This window comes from Bacillus sp. YBsi01, from assembly GCF_038406745.1.
GTDB classification, from domain to species: domain Bacteria; phylum Bacillota; class Bacilli; order Bacillales; family Bacillaceae; genus Bacillus; species Bacillus siamensis.
In genome coordinates this window covers 2310862-2332984 of the sequence record NZ_CP151679.1, presented here as the reverse complement: position 1 = coordinate 2332984, position 22123 = coordinate 2310862, and the positions used below count along the sequence as shown (strand labels likewise).

Below are 22123 nucleotides of genomic sequence, written 5' to 3'. Positions count from 1 at the left end.
CTTAATCATGGAGGTGTGAGTGTTTGCTGACATTAGAAAATGTCTCGAAAACGTATAAAGGCGGAAAAAAAGCCGTCAACAGCATCAATCTGAATATCGCTAAGGGCGAATTTATTTGTTTTATCGGACCGAGCGGCTGCGGGAAAACGACGACGATGAAAATGATCAACCGCTTAATTGAACCGACGGAAGGCAGAATCCTGATAGAGGGCCGGAACATTATGGAACAAGACCCGGTGGAACTCAGAAGAAGCATCGGCTATGTCATTCAGCAGATCGGGCTGTTTCCGCATATGACCATTCAGCAGAACATTACCCTCGTTCCGAAACTTTTAAAACATCCTGCAAAAGAACGGAAGGAACGGGCGCGGGAGCTTTTAAAGCTCGTTGATATGGGGCCTGAATATTTAGACCGTTACCCTCATGAACTGAGCGGAGGACAGCAGCAGCGAATAGGTGTATTACGGGCACTTGCCGCAGAGCCGCCGCTTATCTTAATGGATGAACCGTTCGGGGCGCTTGACCCGATTACGAGAGATTCCCTTCAGGAAGAATTTAAAAAACTGCAAAAAACCTTACATAAAACCATCGTATTTGTTACCCATGATATGGACGAAGCCATCAAACTTGCGGACAGAATCGTCATTCTGAAAGCGGGAGAAATCGTCCAAGCCGGAACGCCTGATGACATTCTCCGATTTCCGGCGAATGAATTTGTCGAGGAGTTTATCGGCAAAGAACGGCTGATTCAATCATCCAGCCCTGATATTGAACGGGTGGAGCAGATCATGAATTCCGCTCCTGTGACGGTAACACCTGAGAAAACGCTGTCAGCCGCCATTCAGCTGATGCGCGCCGAGCGGGTGGATTCGCTGCTCGTCATTGATGAGAAGAACGTTCTCCAAGGTTATGTCGATGTGGAAATGATTGGCCGCAAACGAAGACAGGCGGCAACCGTCGCGGAAGTGCTCGAGCGCGATCTATACACGGTCAGAAGCGGCACCCTGCTTCGCGACGCCGTCCATAAAATTTTAAAAAGAGGCATGAAATTTGTGCCCGTCATTGATGAAGCCGGCCGTTTAACGGGAATCGTGACAAGGGCAAGTCTCGTTGACATCGTCTATGACTCCATTTGGGGAGAAGAGAAAGAGCTCGCGGTGATGTCATGAGGAGGCTTCAATTGATATGAATCAGACCATGCAATTTTTACAGACAAACGGTGCAGAACTGCTTTATAAAACATGGGAGCACTTGTACATCTCATTAATCGCCGTCATGGCGGGCATTCTCGCCGCCGTTCCGCTCGGCGTCCTGCTGACGAGGATGAAAAGAGGCGCCGGCACAGTCATCGGCATCGTCAATATCATCCAAACTTTGCCGAGCCTTGCCATTCTCGCATTTTTTATTCCGCTTTTAGGCGTGGGAAAGGTCCCAGCCATTGCGGCGCTGTTTTTCTATTCCGTGCTGCCGATTCTCAGAAACACGTATACGGGAATCCTCGGTGTCAACCGGCATCTTCTTGAATCGGGAAAAGGGATCGGCATGACCGCATGGGAGCAGATCAGGCTTGTAGAGCTCCCGCTTGCCGCCCCGGTCATCATGGCGGGCATCCGGACGTCCGCGATTTATTTGATCGGCTGGGCGACGCTTGCCTCCTTTATCGGCGGAGGCGGACTGGGGGATTACATTTTTATCGGCTTGAACCTTTATCAGCCGGAGTATATTATCGCCGGCGCCGTTCCGGTCACGATGTTAGCGGCCGCCGTTGACTGCATGCTCGGGATGACAGAACGGAAAGTCACGCCTGACGGGCTGAAGGACATAAAAAATGCTTCATAAGGAGGAGATCTCTCGTGGGGAATAGATGCAAAAAACGGCTGCTCGCATTCGCCTGTATCGGCGTGCTGCTCCTTGGCGGCTGTTCGCTTCCGGGATTGAGCGCCGCGTCGGAGGATACCATCAAAATCGGGGCGCAAAGCATGACCGAATCAGAAATCATCGCGAGCATGCTCGGACAGATGATCGAACATCACAGCGATTTGAAAACAACCGTTATTAAAAATCTCGGCTCCAACGCCGTACAGCAGCAATCCTTGATAAACGGTGATATTGATATCGCCGCCACGCGCTATACGGGGGACGCGCTGACGGGCACGCTTCGTATGGAGCCGGAAAAAGACCCGGATAAAGCTTTGCGGCTCGTTCAGCGTGAATTTCAGAACAGATATGACATGAAATGGTTTGATTCCTACGGCTTTGATAATACATACGTCTTTACCGTTTCCGGACAGCTTGCCCGCAAATACCATTTAGAAACGGTATCCGATGTCAAAAAAGAGGCGTCTCATCTGAAATTCGGCGTTGATAACTATTGGATGAAGCTGAGAGGCAACGGATATCAGGATTTTATGAACACATACGGAATGTCATTTGAAGGCACGTATCCGATGCAGATCGGCCTCGTTTACGACGCGCTGAAAAGCAGGAAGATGGATATCGCGCTCGCTTATTCCACCGACGGAAGAATCATTGCTTACGGACTGAAAACGCTGAAAGATGATAAGCGGTTCTTTCCTCCGTACGACTGTTCACCCGTCGTTCCGAAACGTGTATTAAACGAGCATCCCGAGCTGGAAGGCGTGATCAATCAAATGATCGGCGCGATTGATACGAAGATGATGCAGAAAATGAATTACGAAGTCGACGGCCAATTAAAAGAGCCGTCCGTCGTGGCAAAGGAATTTTTAGAAAAACATCATTACTTTGAATAACGGAAAGGAGATGTGCGGATGGACACGCTGAAAGAGCTGTTTACGTATTACGCTCAAAACGGCAGCTATGTTCTGTATGAGTGCTGGCGGCATTTTCTCATGTCGGCGTACGGCGTCGTTTTCGCCGCCGCTTTCGCCATTCCGGCCGGCATTGTGACAGCAAGGCACGGGCGTCTCTCCGGCTGGGTGTTTGCTGTGGCGAACGTGATTCAAACCGTTCCGGCGCTGGCGATGCTCGCCGTCCTGATGCTTGTCATGGGACTTGGCGCCAATACGGTCATCACGGCTTTGTTTCTGTATTCACTGCTGCCGATTCTCAGGAATACGCACACGGGCATTATTAATATTGATCACGCTTATCTTGAGTCGGGAAAAGCGATGGGCATGACGAAATATCAAGTGCTCCGCATGGTGGAGCTGCCGCTTGCGCTTTCCGTCATTATGGCGGGTCTTCGAACGGCGCTCGTCATTGCGATCGGCATCACGGCAATCGGCACCTTCGTCGGCGCAGGCGGTCTCGGGGATATGATCGTCAGAGGCTCGAACGCGACAAACGGAACCGCCATTATTCTTTCGGGCGCCATTCCGACCGCACTGATGGCGGTAGCCGCAGACCTGCTGATGGCGTGGCTGGAACGAGCCCTCAGCCCTGTGAAAAAACAAAAAAGAAAGCTGATCGTACGCTCAGCCTCATGAAAAAAAGCATTCTTCCGCGTGAAGGATGCTTTTTTTGATTTCTTGATTAAATTTTGATAACTGCGCTGTAAAGTCTTACATATCAAATAACAAAGCAGAGGGGTAATCATATGAGCAACATCTTAGAAACGAGACAGCTGCAAAAATCATTCGGCAGACAACAGGCAGTGGCTGATGTGTCTCTATCGGTTAAGCGCAACAGTATATACGGCCTGCTCGGTCCGAACGGCGCCGGAAAATCAACGACTCTTAAAATATTGACCGGCATCTTGCAGCAAACATCCGGCGAGGTTCTGTTCGACGGGCATCCATGGAAGCGCGAAGATTTGAAAAAGATCAGTTCCCTGATTGAAGCGCCGCCGCTTTACAGCAACTTGACAGCCGCTGAAAACCTGAAAGTCCGCTGCGTGATGCTCGGGCTTCCTGATTCAAGAATTGCGGAGGTGCTGGAAATCACGGGATTAACGGGAACCGGAAAAAAGCGCGCCGGCCAATTTTCCATGGGAATGAAACAGCGTCTCGGCATTGCGTTGGCATTAGTCAACCGTCCGTCGCTCTTAATTCTTGACGAGCCGACAAACGGATTGGACCCGATGGGGATTCAGGATTTGCGGGAATTTATCCGCTCCCTGCCCGGACAGGGAATGACGGTGATTTTATCAAGCCACCTGTTATCAGAAGTGGAGCAGATCGCAGACCATATCGGAATCATCAGTGACGGTGTTTTGGGATATCAGGGAGAAATCAGCCGGGAAGACGATCTGGAGCAGCTGTTTCTGGAGGTAGTCAAATCAACACGGGAGAAAGCGGGGACAGGAAAATGATTCAGTACATGCAGGCGGAACACCTTACATCTAAAAGAACATTTATCAGAAAGCTCATCATTCTGATTCCGCTTCTGAACACGGCTTTTTCTTTTCTGCTGAATGCCGCCTATTTTATGACGGGCACGTTCAATTGGTGGGCGGTTATTTTCATGCCGCTCATGATTGCTCTAATGTGCGGTTTATCTGTTAAAAAAGAGAAAAAATCTGCGAACGACCGCGCGGTGTACTCATTGCCGGCAGACTTAAAAAGCATATGGCTCTCAAAAATAAGCTTGATCGCGCTGTATTCACTCCTGTCGCAAATCGTCTTTTTCATCATCATGTTTTTACTTGGCCTTGTGTTTCCGGGAATTGCTGCGCTGCAGCTGAAAGGCGTTGAAGCGGGCTCCCTTTTATGGCTGACGACGCTTTGGGAAATCCCATTGTGCTTATGGATTGCCAGACAGTTCGGGTTTACGGCAGTCATTCTCGTGAATATGATTGCCGCCTTTGTTTTGGGTATTGTGCCGGCGTCCGGTTCATTGTGGTGGCTGAGTCCGTGGAGCTGGTCAGTCCGGGTGATGTCACCGATTCTCGGGATCCATCCGAACGGAATTCCGCTTCCCGCAGACAGCGGCTTATTAAACGGAAACGTGATCTTTCCGGCTATTATTCTTTCTATCCTTTCTTTTATCGCAATAAGTTTGATTTCCGCCGTGCCTTTTGCAAAAGGGGGAAACCGGTCATGACCGTGCTTTTACGATATATGTGGGCCGATGTATTAAAAATGAAGCGCACGCCGTTCATATGGATGCATGTTGCGGCGCCGGCCGTATGCGCGGGATTTTTCCTGTTATATATGATGTATGGAAGGATTCAGGAGCCTTATGTGCTGTACAGCGTCTTCTTCAACGTGATTGCCGTTTTATACCCTTTAATCATCAGTATTGTCTGCGGCATGTCTGCCTCCGTCGAGGAACAGGCGGGTTATTTTCAGATGATGCTGGCGGTTCCGCATTCGAAAATCGTCAGTTTTGCGGGCAAGCTGCTTCTATTGCTGCTCTTGAATGTGTTATCGATAGGTCTTGCCATCTGTCTTTATTTGGCGGGGATGAAATTTGTTCTTCACATCAATGACCTTCCGTACTTTCTCTTTTTAAAGGGAGGGGCGTGGCTGATTGCCGGCAGTATTCCGCTTTATATGATTTCTTTTTTTGTCGGCATACAGTACGGCATGGGACCGTCCGGGCTTTTAGGGGGAGCGGGTTTATTAATGGCGGCGCTGATGAATACGGGGTTGGGCGATGTCATCTGGCGTTTTTTCCCGTGGGCATGGAGCGTGCGGCTGTCGGGCCTTGCAGGACTGCTGCATTTTGACAAAGTCAAAAAAGAGTTCCTCCCTTATGTGAGATACGATATGAGATTCGGAGAAATAATGTTATATTTTTCTATAGTGATATTATGTCTGGCCGGCCTCCATTGGTGCAGAAGATGGGAAGGGCGGCGTTCATATGAATAAAGGCAAGGAGCGATTCGGCCGGTGGCAAACATTTTAGCGGTAGATGATGAAAAAGATATTCTCGTTCTGATCAGAAACATTTTACAGCGTGATCAGCATACAGTAACGATTCTGGAAAAAGCGGAAGATCAGTCATTGGATTTTTTTCAAGGCTATGATTTGATTCTTCTTGATGTCATGATGCCCGGAACCGACGGGATTGAACTCTGCCGGAGGATTCGGCCGCTGGTGGACAGCCCGATCCTGTTTTTAACGGCAAAGTCTGACGAAGAATCCATTGTGAAAGGCCTCATGACAGGCGCTGATGATTACATCACAAAGCCGTTCGGCGTACAGGAATTGATGGCAAGGGTAAACGCTCATGTCAGAAGGGAACAGCGGGAAAAGCGTCAGACAAAACGTCTGATATCAGGCTTCATGTTTGATTTTGACAATAAAGAAGTATGGTTTGATGACCGGAAACTGCCTCTTACGAAAAACGAATATAAAATCGTAGAATTTCTGGCACAGCATAAAAACAGAACATTCTCACGGGAGCAGATTTACGAGGAAGTGTACGGCTTGGACGGCGATGCGCTCTATTCAACCATTACGGAGTTTATCAGAACCATCCGGAAAAAATGTAAAGAACACGGGGCTGATCCGATCAAAACGGTGTGGGGTGTCGGATACAAATGGGAATAGCAAAAGGAAAATCCAGCATCCGCAAAGAGCTTGTCAAATTTACCATCACGCTGTGTCTGAGCACGATGGGGGTGGCGGCATTATGCGTCGCCTTAAATGCCATTGCCCTGAATGCCGGAGCGATCCTGCCGGCAAATTACAGCGAGCATGAGGCGGAACAGATCAAGCCCCGCCTGAAATCGGCGGAAAAGATAACAGAAGAAATGATCCCCGACGGTATGACATACGCCGTTTTTGATAAAAAAACAAAGCGGATGACGAAAGGAACGATGACGGAAAAAGACGCGGCCAGCGCCAGAAAAAAGATCCAGCACCAGCCGTATTTTAATTATGCTCAAAAAGGATTCATGGTGGTTGATCGGAAAAATGAATACGGCGTTCTCCAATATTCACTCAGGTCGGAATTTCAGTCGCCGCTGCTAAGGCGCTATCTGCCGAATTATGAATGGACGGGTCTTGCGGTTCTGATCACTTTGCTTCTTTTAACTGTGTTTATCGTGACGACGCGATTCGCCAATCAGCTGAGACGGCATTTCAGCACACTCAGCTCCATTACGGCAAGCATTCAAAAACAGAATTTAAATATCAATCCAAAAAGGCCGCGCATAAAGGAATTTGACGATGTCATTGACTCTCTGCTGAAAATGAAAGACGCGCTTCAGGCATCTCTGGCTGCGCAATGGGAGGCGGAGCGGATAAAGAAGGAACAGATCGGCGCGCTTGCGCATGATATTAAAATTCCGGCAACGATCATTAAAGGAAATGCCGAGCTGCTTCAGTTAACAGAACCTGATGAGGAACAGACGGAATACACGCAGTATATCCTTGATGCCGGAAACAAAATCGAGCAATATGTCGGGCAGCTGATTCAGCTTTCTAAAGCGGAGGGGGCAGTTGCCGTTCATCTGGAATATACCGATCTCAAAGAGTGGGCTCAAAACATATATCGTGACGCAGCGGCGCTTGCGGGGCCGAAACAGATTGATCTCGTCCTCAGAGAGCGGGGCATTGACCGAAAAGAAGCGCCGATTGATCAAGAACTGCTTCGCAGGGCGGTCATGAATATCGCGGCGAATGCCGTCGACTATACGCCGGAAAGAGGAGAAATCCGTGTGGACGTCCTATGCACCGATACCGCACTCAGTATTGCCGTATCTGACAGCGGAAGCGGGTTCTCACAGGAAGCGCTGAAAAGGGCGACACAGCTTTTTTACACGGAGGATAAAAGCAGACATTCGGCGGGGCATCACGGCATGGGGCTTACATTCGCCCATCATGTCGTGCATCTTCACCACGGCGAATTAATACTTGAAAATCAAGAGTCTGGCGGAGCCCGTGCGGAAATCCGAATTCCGCTGGAAGGCATCAGACAAAAACAAGCCCTGCACGCATGAGGGCTTGTTTTCCTGTTTAAGAAAGGCAAAATGAAAACGGCTGTCCGTTTGAGAGATCAGCCGCTTATGCGGAAAAGCGTTTATCAGGAAGGATCAATCCATGTTGAAGACCACTTGGAAATTTCCTCTAAAATAGGGGCTAATGCGCAGCCTTTTTTCGTTAAAGAATACTCAATACGGACAGGCGTTTCGGGGATAACATCCCGTTTGATCACACCTTCTGTTTCAAGTTCTTTCAGACGTTCTGACAAGACTCTTCCGCTTAAATTCGGAAGCGCCGCTTCAATTTCGCTAAATCGCTGCTGTCCGTTCAATAACTGAAAGACGATTAGAGCCACCCAGCGTTTACTTAGGATGTCGACCGCTTTTTCGAATCTGGGGCACATTTCTGATTGGTTCATGCTTTTTCACCTCGTCTTCTGCTATTATACCGCAAAATCAGAGGGAACGTACGTCTGGCGCTTGTTAAGTTGAGGAGAGGATCAAAAAGAGGATGAGGAATCTTGGGAGCGCTTTTTCGCTTCAGCCGCGATAAAATCAAAGTATTTGCTGACGCTTTCAATGTCTTCCTTTGTGAAGTGCTGCCACTTTTTGCTGTCAAACAGCGGCAGATGCTCCGCGCCTCTGTCAACGGCGGTCTGATAGATGGCGCGGATGGATTGATAGCTTTCGGATGTTTCGCGGATTTCCTCCTGAAATGCCTTGATGTGTCCGGCCCGCGCCATTAACTCTTCGTACGGAATTTTTAATGTGTCCGCCAATTTCTTGATGGTCGCCGGTTTAGGAATGCCGCGGTGCCCGTTTTCAATTCTGGAAATGGTCGCCGAGCTGACGCCGGAATAGACGGCAAGCTGATTGACGGTAAGCTTCCGGGCGCGGCGCAGCTCTCTTAATTGCTTTCCGAATGTGTTCAATAAGATCGCCTCACATGTGCAAAGTCATGAGTCTTCATTTTTTCTTTTTTTGGCTTCCGCTGACAAGAATGCAAAGTATTTATCAAGCAGAACCAAGTCTTCTTTCGACAGGTGCCGCCAGTTCTCCCGCTCCAAAAGTGATAAATCATCCAGCTCATACGTTTCGGCTTTTTCCAGCAAGGTGCAGCCTGTGTCGTATGAGGCTCTCGTTTCCTGAACGGTCTCTATGTATCCCGCCGTCTGCATCAATTCCTCATACGGGATTTTTAACGCATCTGCGAGCTTTTTAATGGTTGCAGGTTTCGGAACCCCGCGTTTGCCGTTTTCAATCCGCGAGATTCCCGCGGCGCTGACGCCTGAATACGTTGCCAGCTGGTTCACTGTCAGATGCCGTTTTTCCCGCAATGTCCGTAATTGTTTCCCGAAGCTTTCCACAGTCTCTCCCCCTCCCGCGGTCTAATTATATTCTAGTATGTTTATTGACTAAAGGGAATAGTCAGGCTGGAAAAGTATTGACAAAAGTTAACAAAAGCCGTATCTTATGTATAAGAAAGAAAGTATTTGACAGAACGGAAGGTGAAGAAAGTGGTCGAAAAGATACAGATCAGAAGAGATTATGTGCTGCAGTATATGGTCAATAATGACTACTCGTTAAACCAGCTCGCCCTGGAGATCGGAATATCTCCCGCCACACTGAGCCGTGTACTGAATGGAGAGCGGAGGCCGGGCCAGCTGGTCATCGGAAAGATGCTCTATTACTTTGACATGAAGTTTGAAGATCTTTTTTACTACGATTTTGTTGACAAAAGTCAACAGTGATGAAAGATTCAAATTGCATTTCCGTTTTTCTGACATGATGTGCACCGATACGGCGTGACATGCCTTTGCTTTTCATGTAAAATAGAAGCAATGTAGGCCAGTCAGTCTGGAGGTGTATGGGATGCACACTTTATTGATTACCTTATTGGTTATCGTCAGTATTGCACTTATTATTGTCGTATTGCTTCAATCCAGCAAAAGCGCCGGTTTATCGGGTGCGATTTCAGGCGGGGCGGAGCAGCTTTTCGGAAAACAGAAAGCAAGGGGCCTTGATCTGATTCTTCACCGCACAACCGTTGTGCTGGCAGTCTTGTTTTTCGTGTTGACGATTTCGCTGGCGTATATCGTATAAGGCAATGTTTGTATAAGGTCTGATTTAATATCAGGCCTTTTTCTTGTTGAGAGACGGCGTTTGTTTCTCGCAAAACTGTGGAAAACTAAATTGAATGTGCAAAAAAGGGGTTATGAGCATGAAAATTGTGACACCAAAACCATTTACATTTAAAGGCGGAGACAAGGCGGTGCTTCTGCTGCACGGGTTTACGGGAAATACGGCAGACGTCAGAATGCTCGGCCGCTACTTAAATGAGCGCGGCTACACTTGTCACGCGCCTCAATATAAAGGGCACGGCGTTCCGCCGGAAGAGCTGGTACATACGGGACCTGAAGATTGGTGGAAAGACGTCATGGACGGGTATGAATATTTACAATCTGAAGGCTATGAAAACATTGCGGCCTGCGGACTGTCGCTTGGCGGGGTTTTTTCATTGAAATTGGGTTACACTGTACCCATAAAGGGAATTGTTCCTATGTGTGCTCCGATGCACATTAAAAGTGAAGAGGTTATGTACGAAGGAGTTCTCTCCTACGCGCGCAATTATAAAAAATTCGAAGGAAAACAGCCGGAGCAGATTGAAAAGGAAATGAAGGAGTTTGAAAAAACGCCGATGAATACGCTCAAATCGCTTCAGGAGCTGATTGCCGATGTGCGCAAAAACGTCGACATGATCTATTCCCCGACATTTGTGGTTCAGGCACGGCATGACCATATGATTAACACAGACAGTGCAGACATCATTTACAACGAGGTGGAAACGGACGACAAACAGCTGAAATGGTATGAAGAGTCAGGACATGTCATTACGCTGGACAAAGAACGGGACCTCGTTCATCAGGATGTGTACGAATTTTTAGAGAAACTCGATTGGTAACAAACAGGAGGTCGGATAATGGAAAAAGAAGCGTTTATGGACCGTCTTCTCGCGTTTATGAAGGAAGAGGCGTACAAGCCCCTTACCGTTCAGGAACTTGAGGAGATGCTGAACATCACGGAAGCCGAAGAATTTAAAGAACTGGTAAAAGCGCTGGTGGCGCTCGAGGAGACCGGACAAATCGTCCGCACCAGAAGCAACCGCTACGGGCTTCCGGAAAAAATGAATTTAGTAAAAGGAAAAATTTCCGCGCATGCAAAGGGATTCGCGTTTCTATTGCCGGAGGATACCTCTTTAAGCGATGTGTTTATTCCGCCGAATGAGCTGAATACAGCTATGAACGGCGATATCGTCATGGTCCGGCTCAATTCCCAGTCAAGCGGATCGAGACAGGAAGGCACGGTCATCCGCATCCTGGAAAGAAGCATCGACCGCGTCGTGGGCACATACACAGAAACGAAAAGCTTCGGCTTTGTCATCCCGGATGATAAGAAAATCACGAGTGATATTTTTATTCCGAAACATGCCAATAACGGCGCTGCGGAAGGCCATAAAGTCGTCGTCAAACTGACAAGCTACCCTGAAGGCAGAATGAACGCCGAAGGAGAAATCGTTGAAATACTCGGCCATAAAAATGATCCGGGCATCGATATTTTATCAATCATCCATAAGCACGGCCTGCCGGGAGATTTTCCGGCTGAAGCGATGGAGCAGGCAACAAGCACGCCGGATACCATCGATGAAAAAGACATCAAAGACCGCCGTGATCTCCGCGATCAGGTCATTGTCACCATTGACGGCGCGGATGCGAAGGATCTGGATGACGCCGTCACTGTAACAAAGCTTGATAACGGCAGCTACAAGCTCGGCGTCCATATTGCCGATGTCAGCCATTACGTCACGGAGAATTCCCCGATTGACAAAGAAGCGCTGGAAAGAGGGACAAGCGTGTACTTGGTTGACCGGGTCATTCCGATGATCCCGCACAGACTGTCTAACGGAATCTGTTCTTTAAATCCGAAGGTCGACCGCCTGACGCTTTCCTGCGAAATGACAATCAACCAGCAGGGACAGGTGACAGAACATGAGATCTTCCAAAGCGTCATTAAAACGACGGAAAGAATGACCTATTCAGATGTCAACCGGATTCTCACAGAAGACGACGCCGAGCTGAAAGAAAGGTATGGGCCGCTCGTCCCGATGTTCAAAGACATGGAACGTCTGGCGGAAATTCTCCGGGCGAAACGGATGGACCGCGGCGCCGTGGATTTTGATTTCAAAGAGGCGAAGGTGCTCGTCGATGAGGAAGGCGCCGTAAAAGACGTCGTCATCAGAGAGCGCTCAGTAGCGGAAAAGCTGATTGAAGAATTCATGCTTGTGGCAAACGAAACGGTGGCCGAGCACTTCCATTGGATGAACGTGCCGTTTATTTACCGGATTCACGAAGAGCCGAACGCCGAAAAACTGCAAAAGTTCCTGGAGTTCGTCACCACATTCGGTTATATCGTCAAAGGGAAAGCCGGAGACATTCATCCGCGCGCGCTGCAAAGCATTCTTGACGAAGTGCGGGACCGTCCGGAAGAAACGGTGATTTCAACCGTCATGCTCCGTTCCATGAAGCAGGCGAAATACGATCCGCAAAGCTTGGGCCATTTCGGGCTGGCGACTGAATTTTATACGCACTTCACATCGCCGATCCGCCGTTATCCTGACTTAATCGTTCACAGACTGATCAGAACGTATTTGATCAACGGACAATCGGACGAAGCGACTCAGGAAAAGTGGGCCGAACGCCTTCCGGAAATCGCTGACCATACGTCAACGATGGAACGGCGCGCCGTTGATGCAGAGCGGGAAACGGACGATCTGAAAAAAGCGGAATATATGCTTGATAAAATCGGCGAGGAATTTGACGGCATGATCAGTTCCGTCACAAACTTCGGAATGTTCGTCGAGCTGCCGAATACGATTGAAGGGCTTGTGCACGTCAGCTTTATGACGGATGATTATTACCGTTTTGACGAGCAGCATTTCGCCATGATCGGCGAACGCACGGGCAACGTTTATCGGATCGGAGACGAAATCACGGTCAAAGTCGTCGACGTCAATAAAGATGAGAGAAACATCGACTTTGAAATTGTCGGCATGAAAGGCACCCGTCGTCCGAGAGAAACAACAGGCGATCGCAGAAAACGAGGCAGACCGGCGCGGAAACGTGTGTTAAACAGCAATACCCCGGCTTCACCGCCGAAATCGGAGGAAAAAGGGGAATGGTTTACAAAACCGAAGAAGAAAAAGAAAAAACGCGGTTTCCAAAACGCGCCGAAACAAAAACGCAAAAAGAAGAAGTAAATGCGAAAAGCAAATGGGGCAAAATGCTCTGTTTGCTTTCTTTCGCAAGCCGCATTTTCATTGTCGCGGAACGCTCCATTTGCTAAAATAAAGCGTATCGCACACATGAACGGTTTTTGCGGAGAGAGGAGGATAAGGCATGCCAAAAGGATCAGGCAAAGTATTATCACAAAACAAAAAAGCAAACCATGATTACTTTATAGAAGAAACCTATGAAACAGGCATCGTGCTGCAGGGGACGGAGATTAAGTCCATCCGCGCCGGCCGCGTAAACATGAAGGATTCCTTTGCGAAAATCGAGCGCGGCGAAGTGTTCCTCCACAATATGCACATCAGCCCGTACGAGCAGGGAAACCGCTATAACCACGACCCGCTCCGGACGAGAAAGCTTTTGATGCACAGGAAAGAAATCAATAAGCTGATCGGCCTGACGAAAGAGAAAGGCTATTCCCTCGTGCCGCTGAAGCTGTACTTGAAAAACGGCTTCGCCAAAGTGTTAATCGGCCTCGGAAAAGGGAAGAAAACATACGATAAACGCGAAGATTTAAAACGAAAAGACGCCAAAAGAGAAATCGAAAGAGCGTTCAGAGACAGACAAAAAGGCTTCTGATGCCTGAGCCTTGATGTGATGACTGCCCTATGCTATACTGTTCACACATCAGATTCACAGGCTGTTTATTGAAGACATTCCCAATTGAATTTGTCTGTGATCATGATATAATAACAGTACAGCCAGTTGAGCAAGAGCTTGATAGATCTCCCGTATACCCTTAACAAGGGGACGTTACGGATTCGACAGGGATGGATCGAGCTTGAGCTGCGAGCCGAGAGGCGATCTCGTTAACACGCACCTAAATATAACTGGCAAAACTAAAAGTTTTAACCAAAACTTAGCACTAGCTGCCTAATAAACGCAGCGAGCTCTTCCTGACATTGCCTATGTGTCCGTGAAGAGCACATCCAAGTAGGCTACGCTTACGTTCCCGTCTGAGAACGTAAGAAGAGACTGACAGACTAGCTCTCGGAAGGCCCGCCCGCAGGCACGAAGACGAGTGAAACACGAAATATGCAGGCTACGCTCGTAGACGCTTAAGTAATCGATGTTTCTGGACGTGGGTTCGACTCCCACCGTCTCCATACATAACATAAGAACCGCAGTGCCGTCACATGACCGCACTGCGGTTTTTTCGTGCCGAAATAAAGGAGTGAATGTGAATGGAAATCGTCATCATAGACGGAAAAGATATTACAAGCACAGAAGCATTACACCGAACCTTAAAAGATCAATTAGATTTCCCGGACTATTATGGTGAAAATCTGAATGCCTTATGGGATTGCCTGACAGGATGGATCGAATATCCGCTGACTTTGGTGTGGAAGAATTTTGAGATCAGTCAGAAGGCATTGGGTTCGGATGCTGATGATGTATTAAGGATATTAAAAAAGGCTGAGGCAGAATTAGATGGTGAGTTTTTCATTCAACTCGAACAGCCGTCAGCCGGGTCAAACGACAGGCACTAAAAAGTGCGTACTTCCCCTCATCCATTTTTCTATCCGATAATAGGGACGGAAGGTTTCAGGCTTTCGATTTCTGACCATATATAAGAAGAGACTTGTGATAGGAGGAATGGACGATGGATTTGCAGTTGAAAGGGAAGACGGCGCTTGTGACGGGATCTACGTCAGGCATCGGGAAGGCGATTGCGGCTTCGCTGATTGCAGAAGGCGCGGCGGTGATCATTAACGGCCGCCGTGAAGAAAAGGTGAACGAAACGATCCGGGAACTAGAGAAACAGACGCCGGGTGCCCGGCTCTATCCGGCCGCATTTGATTTAGGCACGGCGGAAGGATGCGGCGAGATTTTTCAGCAGTATCCTGATGTGGATATTCTCGTGAACAATTTAGGAATCTTTGAACCCGCGGAATATTTTGATATTCCTGACGAGGAGTGGCTCCGGTTTTTCGAGGTGAATATCATGAGCGGCGTGCGGCTGACACGCCGGTATGCAAAGCGGATGATTGAACGGAAGGAAGGGCGGGTGATTTTTATCGCGAGTGAAGCGGCCGTCATGCCTTCTCAGGAAATGGCCCATTACAGCGCCACGAAAACGACGCAGCTGTCGCTGTCACGCAGTCTGGCCGAGCTCACGGAAGGGACGAATGTGACGGTGAATACGGTCATGCCGGGCTCCACGAAAACAGAGGGCGTCGAAACGATGCTGGAGTCGCTTTATCCGGGTGAAAACCTGACAGTGGCTGAAGCGGAGAGACGATTTATGAAGGAAAATCGTCCGACGTCGATCATTCAGCGATTGATCCGTCCGGAGGAGATCGCCCATTTTGTCGCCTTTTTAAGCAGCCCGCTGTCGTCAGCCATTAACGGATCTGCTTTGCGGATCGACGGCGGCTTAGTGCGGAGCATTATATAAGATGAATATACAAAAACCCCCGCAAAGTGGCGGGGGTTTTTTAATGCGGATCATGCTGAAACCGGCTGATGATCCTGCTGATTAAATCTTTTGTGGCGGAGTCAAAATGCTCTTCTTTTTGGTTTGTCAACAGCCCGACCGGCGGTGAAATCGTTAAGTTACGGATCGGAATGACCTTCGTGCCTCCGATCGGCTCTGAGTGCGCCGTCGCCGTAAAGATCGAGACGCCGATATTTTCCCTGACATAATATTGGTGAGCCATGCTGCTGGTCAGCTCCATTTTTCGATAGCGGCTGCCGATGGCCCGCTGCAGGTGCTGTTCAATTTGAATTCGGATCGGGCAGTTGGCGGGCGTGAAAATCAGGCATTCATTTTCTAAGTCTTCGAGATTGATACTTGTTTTGGCTGCAAGGGGATGTCTGTCGGACACGATGACATTGAGCGAGTCATGGAAAAACGGATCGAAGTAATTTTCCAAAATCAGCTCCGGCTCGCCGCATACCGCAAAATCAATGGCGCCCTCCAACAGTTTGCGGCTGCATGTATTGGCATCATCCACGCTGACATTGACCGACATGTCAGGATAATCATCTAAAAACCCCCGCAGCACGGCAGGAAAGATCAGGCTTGCCGTCGGTTCGGATATGCCGATCTGAATAAGGCCGGCCTGGCCCTGTCTGATATCGGCCAGAGTATGGTCAAGCACCTCGTATTGCGCGAGAAGCTGCCCGGCCCGCTCATGAAACAGCCGTCCCGCTCTTGTCAGTTTCAGCTTCTTTCCCCGTTCAAAAAGCTGCGCGCCTACATCCTGCTCCAGCTGTTTAATCCGCATTGAAATCGTCGGCTGTGAATAGTTCAGAATTTCGGCGGCCTTATAAAAGCTGCCTGACTGTACGATGGTATGAAACGTTTTAATGGTGCGTAACTCCAACGAAATCCCCTCCCGGCTGTTCATTAATTTTCTTGAACTTTTCCTTTATTTTTTTTGATTAGTCAAATAAATCAGTTTGCTTTATAGTATAAACAATTAAAGCTTAGTAAACAAATTGGAATTATATATATTTTCGGGGAGAGTGAACGGAATGAGTGAAGACATATTTCGATTGGCTGAGAAAAAGGATGCGCCCGAGTTTTTAGAACTGCTGTACAGCGCGTTTCAGCCGATTCGCAATTTGGAGATTGACTGGCCGTCGGCGCGGGCCGACATTGACATGGTAACAGAAAATATTGAAAATCATTCAGCCGTCGTGCTGGAACGGGACGGACGGCTTCTTTCAACCATTACGATCCGTTTTCCGTGGGAGAGTGACACACCTCCGTCAAAATATCCGTTTGTCTGGTGGTTTGCGACGCTTCCTGAGCTGAAGGGGCAGGGCATCGGCAGCAAACTTTTGACTTATGTGGAGGAACACGTGCTGCGGGATACGCTGAAGGCCCCGGCCATCACGCTCGGCACCTCAGCGAGCAAGCATCCCTGGCTATTGGATATGTACAGACGGAGGGGCTATGAAGTGTATTTTGAGCAGGAGAAAGACGGAGACATCGGGGTCATGATGAGAAAGGTGCTCATACCGGAGCGGTTTGACGCGTCGCTATTAGGCACACCGAGCTGGGCGCAATGATGAAAAAGCGGATCAGAGCCGGCTGTCTGCTTCTGCTGCTCGGCGCACTGGCCGGGTGCGGACAAGGAGAAAGCACGAAAGCGGGGAGCGGCGTGCAGACCGTCATCGTCGGCACGGGAACTGATTTTCCAAACATTGCTTTTATGGATGAAAAAGGCGAACTGACCGGCTATGACATTGAAGTGATGAAAGCCATTGATAAACAGCTGCCGCAATACAAATTTGTCTTTAAGACGATGGATTTTTCGAATCTGCTCACAAGTCTCGGAAACCGGAAAATTGACGTGATCGCACACAATATGGCGAAAAACAAGGAACGGGAGAAACGCTTTTTGTATCACAAAATCCCGTATAACTACTCGCCGATGTACATCACAGTGAAGGCGGATAATGACGCGATACACACGCTCCGGGACTTAAAAGGGAAAACCGTCATCGTCGGCGCGACGTCAAACGCGGCGGATTATATGACGGCATATAACAAAGCCCACGGCAGCCCGATACATTTGAAATACGCCGGGCAGGGCAGCAATGATACAGCGAACCAAATTGAGACAGGACGCGCTGACGCCACCGTATCTACGCCGTTTGCCGTCGATTTTCAAAATAAGACGCACGCGTTCAAACAAAAGACGGTCGGTGATGTGCTGCTGGATACAGAAGTGTATTTTATGTTCAATAAAAACAGCCAAACCCTGGCGGACGATACGGATCGGGCGATTCAAAAGCTGGAGAAGGACGGTACATTGAAAAGGCTGAGTGAAAAATGGCTCGGCGCGGATTATTCAAAATCAAGTTTCACGAAATAATTGAAGCAGAAAACGGGGCGATCACATGAAAATAAAACTGGCGGTCATGTCATTAACAATTGCCGCAATGGCGGCGTTATCAGCCTGCGGCGCTGGCGGGGAGGCGGCATCAGGCAATCAGAAAAATGTGAAGAACATCACGGTCGGCACGGGAACTCAATTTCCGAATATTTGCTTTATCGATGATAAAGGAAAATTGACGGGCTATGATGTTGAGCTGGTGAAAGAGCTTGACAGGCGCCTGCCGGACTATCGTTTCACTTTTAAAACGATGGATTTCTCCAATTTGCTTGTCAGCCTCGGCCAGCATAAAGTCGATATCGTGGCTCATCAAATGGAGAAAAGCGCCGAACGGGAGAAAAAATTTCTGTTCAATCAAGTCGCGTATAACAACTTCCCGCTGAAAATCACGGTGCTCCAAGAGAACGGGAACATTCACGGCATTGAGGATTTGAAAGGGAAGCGTGTCATTACGAGTCCGACGTCAAACGGCGCGCTTGTGCTGAAGAAATGGAATGAAAAACACGGCAGTCCGTTTGAAATCGCCTATGCGGGCCAAGGCTCCAACGATGCGGCCAACCAGCTGAAATCCGGCCGCGCCGATGCAACGATTTCCACGCCGTTTGCTGTCGATTTCCAAAACAAAACGAGCGCGGTCAAAGAAAAAACGGTCGGCGGGGTGCTGTCAAATGCCAAGGTGTTCTTTATGTTTAACAAAAATGAGCAAACGCTGAGTGATGACATTGATAAGGCGCTCAAGGAAATCATTGATGACGGCACGCTCAAAAAGCTGAGTGAAAAGTGGCTCGGCGCGGATTATTCAAAGGAGCAATATTAAGTGAAAAAGAGAGGGATCGGCAATGGAAAAAGCGTTTGATATCAGTATGATCGCATCCTTTGTGCCGACATTGCTCGGGTATTTGCCCGTCACGCTGTATATATTGGCGGTGTCTTTGCTGTTCGGCTTTCTATTGGGGCTGCTTTTGGCGCTGCCCCGGATCTATCGCATTCCCGTGCTGAATCAGATCGCGAAGCTGTATATCTCCTTTTTCAGAGGAACGCCCATTATGGTGCAGCTGTTTATTGTATTTTACGGCATCCCGGCGCTCACGGCGCTCGCCGGAATTGACACTTCCAAAATGGACCCTTTGTATGCGGCCATCGCCACGTACGCGCTGAGCAGTGCGGCAAGAGCGGCGGAAATCATCAGGGGAGGTGTGAACAGCGTTGACCGCGGGCAGGCGGAGGCGGCGTTCAGCATCGGGCTGAACGGGGTGCAGACATTCCGGCGCATCATTCTGCCGCAGGCGCTCGTGCAGGCTTTTCCCAACATCGGGAATATGGTGATCGGTTTTTTAAAAGATACGTCACTCGCTTTTTCAATCGGAGTGATGGATATGTCGGGCAGAGGTCAGACATTGATAACATCGAGCAATCATTCTCTTGAAGTGTATATCTCGCTTTCTGTTTTGTATTACGCAGCCGCCCTTTTATTTGAATGTGTCTTCAGATGGTGTGAAAAACGAATCAAGAAAGATGAGACGCGCCTTGTGACGGTTTTTGATATGAGCGCGCACAGCTGAAAAGGAGGGAGAACATTGGAGCTGGACATTCCGTTTATCGGCACTGCGATAAAACAAATGATGAAAACCGTTCCGCTTACACTGGCAATGACGGTCATTCCGATTATTGCCGGATTTTTCATAGGTCTCGGCAATATCACGGTGCGTATATTCCGCATCAAATGGCTGCTTGCCTGCTCAGCGTTTTACGTGTCTTTTTTTCGAAGCACCCCGGCGATTCTCCATATTATGCTGATTTATTTAGGCGTTCCGCTGATTGCCGATCATTTCAGCCGCGCCTTTCATCTCGGCTGGTCGGCCAATCAGATTCCGGTCGCCGTGTTTGTCATCATGGCACTGTCATTAACGGCAGGCGCCTATATGACGGAAATTCTCCGATCAGGGATCATGGCCGTCGATACGGGGCAGGCGGAAGCGGCTTATTCAATCGGCCTGACACGGGGCCAGATGATTCGGCGCGTGATTCTGCCGCAGGCGTTCATGCTATCACTGCCGAATTTCACCAACATAGGCATCGGTTTTTTGCATACCACTTCAATCGCGGCAATCGTTGCAGTGCCTGAAATTACAGGAACGGCGACGATTGCGGCATCCGATAACTATGCGTTTTTGGAAGCATTTATCGGGGCGGCCGTCATCTATTGGGGATTAACGCTGATTCTCGAGGCCGTAAACACTTTGGCGGAAAAAAGAGCGGCCAGATATCAAGGAGGCGCAGTATGATCGAAATCCGAAACATTCAGAAACACTTTGGCAGTCATCACGTGCTAAAAGGGATCAATTTAAGTGTCCGGAAAGGGGAAGTCGTGACCATCATCGGTCCGAGCGGCTCGGGGAAAACAACGTTTCTGCGCTGCCTTAATTTACTTGAGCGGCCGGATGAGGGCGCCATTTCCGTACATGGTGAAGTCATTAACTGCAAAAAGCCGGCCAAAAAAGACATTCTCAGACTGAGGAAACAGACGGCGATGGTTTTTCAGCAATATCATTTGTTTTCGCATAAAACGGCGATTCAAAATGTCATGGAAGGCCTGACGGTCGCAAGGAAAATGAAAAAAACAGATGCGTACGCCATTGCGGAGCGGGAACTGGCCAAGGTGGGGCTTCAGGACAAATTGCACGCCTATCCGAATCAGCTGTCGGGAGGCCAAAAGCAGCGGGTCGGAATTGCCAGGGCACTTGCCATTCATCCTGATGTGATGCTGTTTGATGAACCGACTGCAGCCCTCGATCCGGAGCTTGTCGGCGAGGTGCTTGAGGTGATGCTTAACATTGTGCAGACCGGCGCCACCATGATCATTGTTACTCATGAAATGGAATTCGCCAGAAGAGTGTCCGACCAAATTGTGTTTATGGATGAAGGCGCAATCGTGGAACAAGGAACGCCTGAAGAGGTCTTTTACAAGACGAAAAAAGAAAGAACGAAGAAGTTCCTCCGCCGCGTTCTTCCTGATTACGGTTATGACATAAAAGAACACATAAAGGAGCCTGTCGTATGATTCGTTTAAGCATTTTAGACCAAAGTGTCACCGCGGAAAACCAAACCGCAGAAGAAGCTTTGCGGCAAACGGTGAGATTGGCTCAAGAGGCCGAACAATACGGATATGACCGTTTCTGGGCGGCGGAGCATCATAATAATGAAGAGATAGCGGGATCAGCACCGGAAATTGTCCTGGGATATCTGGCCGCCAGTACGAAAAAAATCCGCCTCGCATCCGGCGGGGTGATGCTGCAGCATTACAGCCCTTATAAAGTGGCGGAGCAGTTCCGGGTTTTATCCGCCCTTGCCCCCGGCCGTATAGCGCTCGGTGTCGGCAAAGCGCCCGGCGGATTTCAGCTGTCAACCGATGCGCTGCAGCGCGAGCTTATTCAGCCCGCTCGTTTATTTGAAGAAAAGCTTGAGGAGCTGACTCATTTCATCCGCAATGATTTTCCGGACTCACACCGCTACGCGTCATTGCGGCCGGCTCCGCATACTGAGTATGCGCCTGACATCTTTTTGCTCGGCGGCAGCACAGAAAGCGCGATCACAGCGGCCAAACTCGGCATTTCTTTCGTTTTCGCCTATTTCATAAACGGTGAAGACGCTGCGTTAGAAAAAGCGCGCCAAGCCTTTGACGAACATCTGCCGAAAGGGGCAAAAGCCGAATTCCACCTTGCGCCGATGGTCTTTACCGCACATACAAAAGCGGAAGCGCAAAAACACGTCGTATCGCGTGAGTCGGTCAAAATCATTCTCGAAGACGGCAAAAAGGTGAATGTGGCTTCCCGAAAACAAGCGGAAGCGTTTCTTGAACAAGTCACGCAGCCATATAAGCTGATCACACAAAAGACGGGTGTGATTGCCGGGACAAAAGAAGAGACCGCCGCCGAGCTGCGACGATTATCCGTTCAATACAGCATTACCGATTTTGTGATTTTGTCGCCTATCAAAAACGCTGAAGAAAAACGGCTGTCTTATCGGCTGTTAAGCGAAGCGGTGCAGCCGGCCGCACAATTACAGGAGGGATGAAC

At 49.0% G+C, this 22123-nt stretch carries 27 protein-coding genes and 1 other RNA gene; 24 read left to right on the top strand and 4 right to left on the bottom strand.

The window, feature by feature from the left end:
* Window positions 1–23: 23 nt before the first annotated feature.
* From AADZ70_RS11670 to AADZ70_RS11630, 9 genes are all read left to right on the top strand, one after another.
* Window positions 24–1169, top strand: a complete 1146-nt coding sequence (locus AADZ70_RS11670) for a betaine/proline/choline family ABC transporter ATP-binding protein (RefSeq protein WP_342007076.1) — start codon at window positions 24–26, stop codon at window positions 1167–1169.
* A 16-nt stretch (window positions 1170–1185) separates the two neighbouring features.
* Window positions 1186–1839, top strand: coding sequence for an ABC transporter permease (locus AADZ70_RS11665; RefSeq protein ID WP_342007075.1), 654 nt, complete (start codon window positions 1186–1188; stop codon window positions 1837–1839).
* A gap of 38 nt (window positions 1840–1877) precedes the next feature.
* Window positions 1878–2771: an osmoprotectant ABC transporter substrate-binding protein gene (locus tag AADZ70_RS11660; RefSeq protein WP_231595069.1), complete on the top strand. Its 894-nt coding sequence runs from the start codon at window positions 1878–1880 to the stop codon at window positions 2769–2771.
* An 18-nt stretch (window positions 2772–2789) separates the two neighbouring features.
* Window positions 2790–3467, top strand: coding sequence for an ABC transporter permease (locus AADZ70_RS11655; protein WP_099743844.1), 678 nt, complete (start codon window positions 2790–2792; stop codon window positions 3465–3467).
* Window positions 3468–3577: 110 nt separating this feature from the next.
* Entirely contained in the window at window positions 3578–4291 is a 714-nt protein-coding gene (locus AADZ70_RS11650; RefSeq protein ID WP_045925946.1) for a lantibiotic protection ABC transporter ATP-binding protein, read from the top strand.
* Complete coding sequence (locus AADZ70_RS11645) at window positions 4288–5022, top strand: lantibiotic immunity ABC transporter MutE/EpiE family permease subunit (RefSeq protein WP_342007074.1); 735 nt, start codon at window positions 4288–4290, stop codon at window positions 5020–5022. The genes AADZ70_RS11650 and AADZ70_RS11645 overlap by 4 nt, the downstream gene beginning before the upstream one ends.
* Window positions 5019–5792: a lantibiotic immunity ABC transporter MutG family permease subunit gene (locus tag AADZ70_RS11640; protein WP_342007073.1), complete on the top strand. Its 774-nt coding sequence runs from the start codon at window positions 5019–5021 to the stop codon at window positions 5790–5792. Before AADZ70_RS11645 ends, AADZ70_RS11640 begins: the two co-directional genes overlap by 4 nt.
* Before the next feature lie 21 nt (window positions 5793–5813).
* Window positions 5814–6476: a response regulator transcription factor gene (locus AADZ70_RS11635; RefSeq protein WP_016937907.1), complete on the top strand. Its 663-nt coding sequence runs from the start codon at window positions 5814–5816 to the stop codon at window positions 6474–6476.
* Window positions 6467–7870 carry a HAMP domain-containing sensor histidine kinase gene (locus tag AADZ70_RS11630; RefSeq protein ID WP_342007072.1) on the top strand — a complete coding sequence of 468 codons (1404 nt, stop codon included), beginning with the start codon at window positions 6467–6469 and terminating at the stop codon, window positions 7868–7870. The genes AADZ70_RS11635 and AADZ70_RS11630 overlap by 10 nt, the downstream gene beginning before the upstream one ends.
* Before the next feature lie 83 nt (window positions 7871–7953).
* Here the strand turns inward: AADZ70_RS11630 and AADZ70_RS11625 are convergent, their stop codons facing one another.
* The 3 genes from AADZ70_RS11625 to AADZ70_RS11615 all read right to left on the bottom strand — a co-directional run bounded on the left by AADZ70_RS11625 (window position 7954) and on the right by AADZ70_RS11615 (window position 9219).
* Window positions 7954–8271 carry a winged helix-turn-helix transcriptional regulator gene (locus AADZ70_RS11625; RefSeq protein WP_016937909.1) on the bottom strand — a complete coding sequence of 106 codons (318 nt, stop codon included), beginning with the start codon at window positions 8269–8271 and terminating at the stop codon, window positions 7954–7956.
* Window positions 8272–8352: 81 nt separating this feature from the next.
* Window positions 8353–8784: a helix-turn-helix transcriptional regulator gene (locus AADZ70_RS11620; protein ID WP_095241326.1), complete on the bottom strand. Its 432-nt coding sequence runs from the start codon at window positions 8782–8784 to the stop codon at window positions 8353–8355.
* Between the two features lie 24 nt (window positions 8785–8808).
* Window positions 8809–9219 (bottom strand): helix-turn-helix transcriptional regulator, encoded by a 411-nt coding sequence (locus AADZ70_RS11615; protein WP_045925948.1) that lies wholly within the window; start codon window positions 9217–9219, stop codon window positions 8809–8811.
* A 195-nt stretch (window positions 9220–9414) separates the two neighbouring features.
* On the opposite strand from AADZ70_RS11615, the gene AADZ70_RS11610 reads away from it, so the two are divergent.
* The 8 genes from AADZ70_RS11610 to AADZ70_RS11575 all read left to right on the top strand — a co-directional run bounded on the left by AADZ70_RS11610 (window position 9415) and on the right by AADZ70_RS11575 (window position 15595).
* Complete coding sequence (locus tag AADZ70_RS11610) at window positions 9415–9603, top strand: helix-turn-helix transcriptional regulator (protein ID WP_101605598.1); 189 nt, start codon at window positions 9415–9417, stop codon at window positions 9601–9603.
* A 121-nt stretch (window positions 9604–9724) separates the two neighbouring features.
* Window positions 9725–9955 carry a preprotein translocase subunit SecG gene (gene secG / locus AADZ70_RS11605; RefSeq protein WP_013353627.1) on the top strand — a complete coding sequence of 77 codons (231 nt, stop codon included), beginning with the start codon at window positions 9725–9727 and terminating at the stop codon, window positions 9953–9955.
* A 118-nt stretch (window positions 9956–10073) separates the two neighbouring features.
* Window positions 10074–10814: a carboxylesterase gene (locus tag AADZ70_RS11600; protein ID WP_016937913.1), complete on the top strand. Its 741-nt coding sequence runs from the start codon at window positions 10074–10076 to the stop codon at window positions 10812–10814.
* Between the two features lie 18 nt (window positions 10815–10832).
* Window positions 10833–13166: a ribonuclease R gene (gene rnr, locus AADZ70_RS11595; RefSeq protein ID WP_342007071.1), complete on the top strand. Its 2334-nt coding sequence runs from the start codon at window positions 10833–10835 to the stop codon at window positions 13164–13166.
* A gap of 139 nt (window positions 13167–13305) precedes the next feature.
* Complete coding sequence (smpB, locus tag AADZ70_RS11590) at window positions 13306–13776, top strand: SsrA-binding protein (RefSeq protein WP_003151688.1); 471 nt, start codon at window positions 13306–13308, stop codon at window positions 13774–13776.
* A gap of 167 nt (window positions 13777–13943) precedes the next feature.
* Window positions 13944–14306, top strand: a transfer-messenger RNA (tmRNA) gene (ssrA, locus tag AADZ70_RS11585).
* Window positions 14307–14381: 75 nt separating this feature from the next.
* Window positions 14382–14687 carry a barstar family protein gene (locus AADZ70_RS11580; protein WP_264819158.1) on the top strand — a complete coding sequence of 102 codons (306 nt, stop codon included), beginning with the start codon at window positions 14382–14384 and terminating at the stop codon, window positions 14685–14687.
* Window positions 14688–14800: 113 nt separating this feature from the next.
* Complete coding sequence (locus tag AADZ70_RS11575; RefSeq protein ID WP_342007070.1) at window positions 14801–15595, top strand: SDR family oxidoreductase; 795 nt, start codon at window positions 14801–14803, stop codon at window positions 15593–15595.
* 40 nt (window positions 15596–15635) lie between these two features.
* Here AADZ70_RS11575 and AADZ70_RS11570 read toward each other — a convergent pair whose 3' ends face one another.
* A complete protein-coding gene (locus tag AADZ70_RS11570; protein ID WP_342007069.1) occupies window positions 15636–16526 on the bottom strand; it encodes a LysR family transcriptional regulator in 891 nt (296 codons plus the stop codon).
* A 151-nt stretch (window positions 16527–16677) separates the two neighbouring features.
* On the opposite strand from AADZ70_RS11570, the gene AADZ70_RS11565 reads away from it, so the two are divergent.
* The 7 genes from AADZ70_RS11565 to AADZ70_RS11535 are packed head-to-tail and all read left to right on the top strand — an operon-like array spanning window position 16678 to window position 22121.
* Window positions 16678–17217: a GNAT family N-acetyltransferase gene (locus AADZ70_RS11565; protein ID WP_342007068.1), complete on the top strand. Its 540-nt coding sequence runs from the start codon at window positions 16678–16680 to the stop codon at window positions 17215–17217.
* Window positions 17217–18026, top strand: a complete 810-nt coding sequence (locus AADZ70_RS11560) for an amino acid ABC transporter substrate-binding protein (RefSeq protein WP_064778616.1) — start codon at window positions 17217–17219, stop codon at window positions 18024–18026. The genes AADZ70_RS11565 and AADZ70_RS11560 overlap by 1 nt, the downstream gene beginning before the upstream one ends.
* A 25-nt stretch (window positions 18027–18051) precedes the next feature.
* The gene (locus tag AADZ70_RS11555; protein ID WP_095241331.1) at window positions 18052–18864 is read left to right on the top strand and encodes an amino acid ABC transporter substrate-binding protein; all 813 of its coding nucleotides are present in this window, start codon (window positions 18052–18054) and stop codon (window positions 18862–18864) included.
* Between the two features lie 22 nt (window positions 18865–18886).
* Window positions 18887–19609 (top strand): amino acid ABC transporter permease, encoded by a 723-nt coding sequence (locus AADZ70_RS11550; RefSeq protein WP_016937921.1) that lies wholly within the window; start codon window positions 18887–18889, stop codon window positions 19607–19609.
* A gap of 15 nt (window positions 19610–19624) precedes the next feature.
* The gene (locus AADZ70_RS11545; protein ID WP_342007067.1) at window positions 19625–20332 is read left to right on the top strand and encodes an amino acid ABC transporter permease; all 708 of its coding nucleotides are present in this window, start codon (window positions 19625–19627) and stop codon (window positions 20330–20332) included.
* Complete coding sequence (locus AADZ70_RS11540; RefSeq protein WP_342007066.1) at window positions 20329–21108, top strand: amino acid ABC transporter ATP-binding protein; 780 nt, start codon at window positions 20329–20331, stop codon at window positions 21106–21108. The genes AADZ70_RS11545 and AADZ70_RS11540 overlap by 4 nt, the downstream gene beginning before the upstream one ends.
* Window positions 21105–22121, top strand: a complete 1017-nt coding sequence (locus tag AADZ70_RS11535) for an LLM class flavin-dependent oxidoreductase (RefSeq protein WP_045925955.1) — start codon at window positions 21105–21107, stop codon at window positions 22119–22121. The genes AADZ70_RS11540 and AADZ70_RS11535 overlap by 4 nt, the downstream gene beginning before the upstream one ends.
* Window positions 22122–22123: the final 2 nt, after the last annotated feature.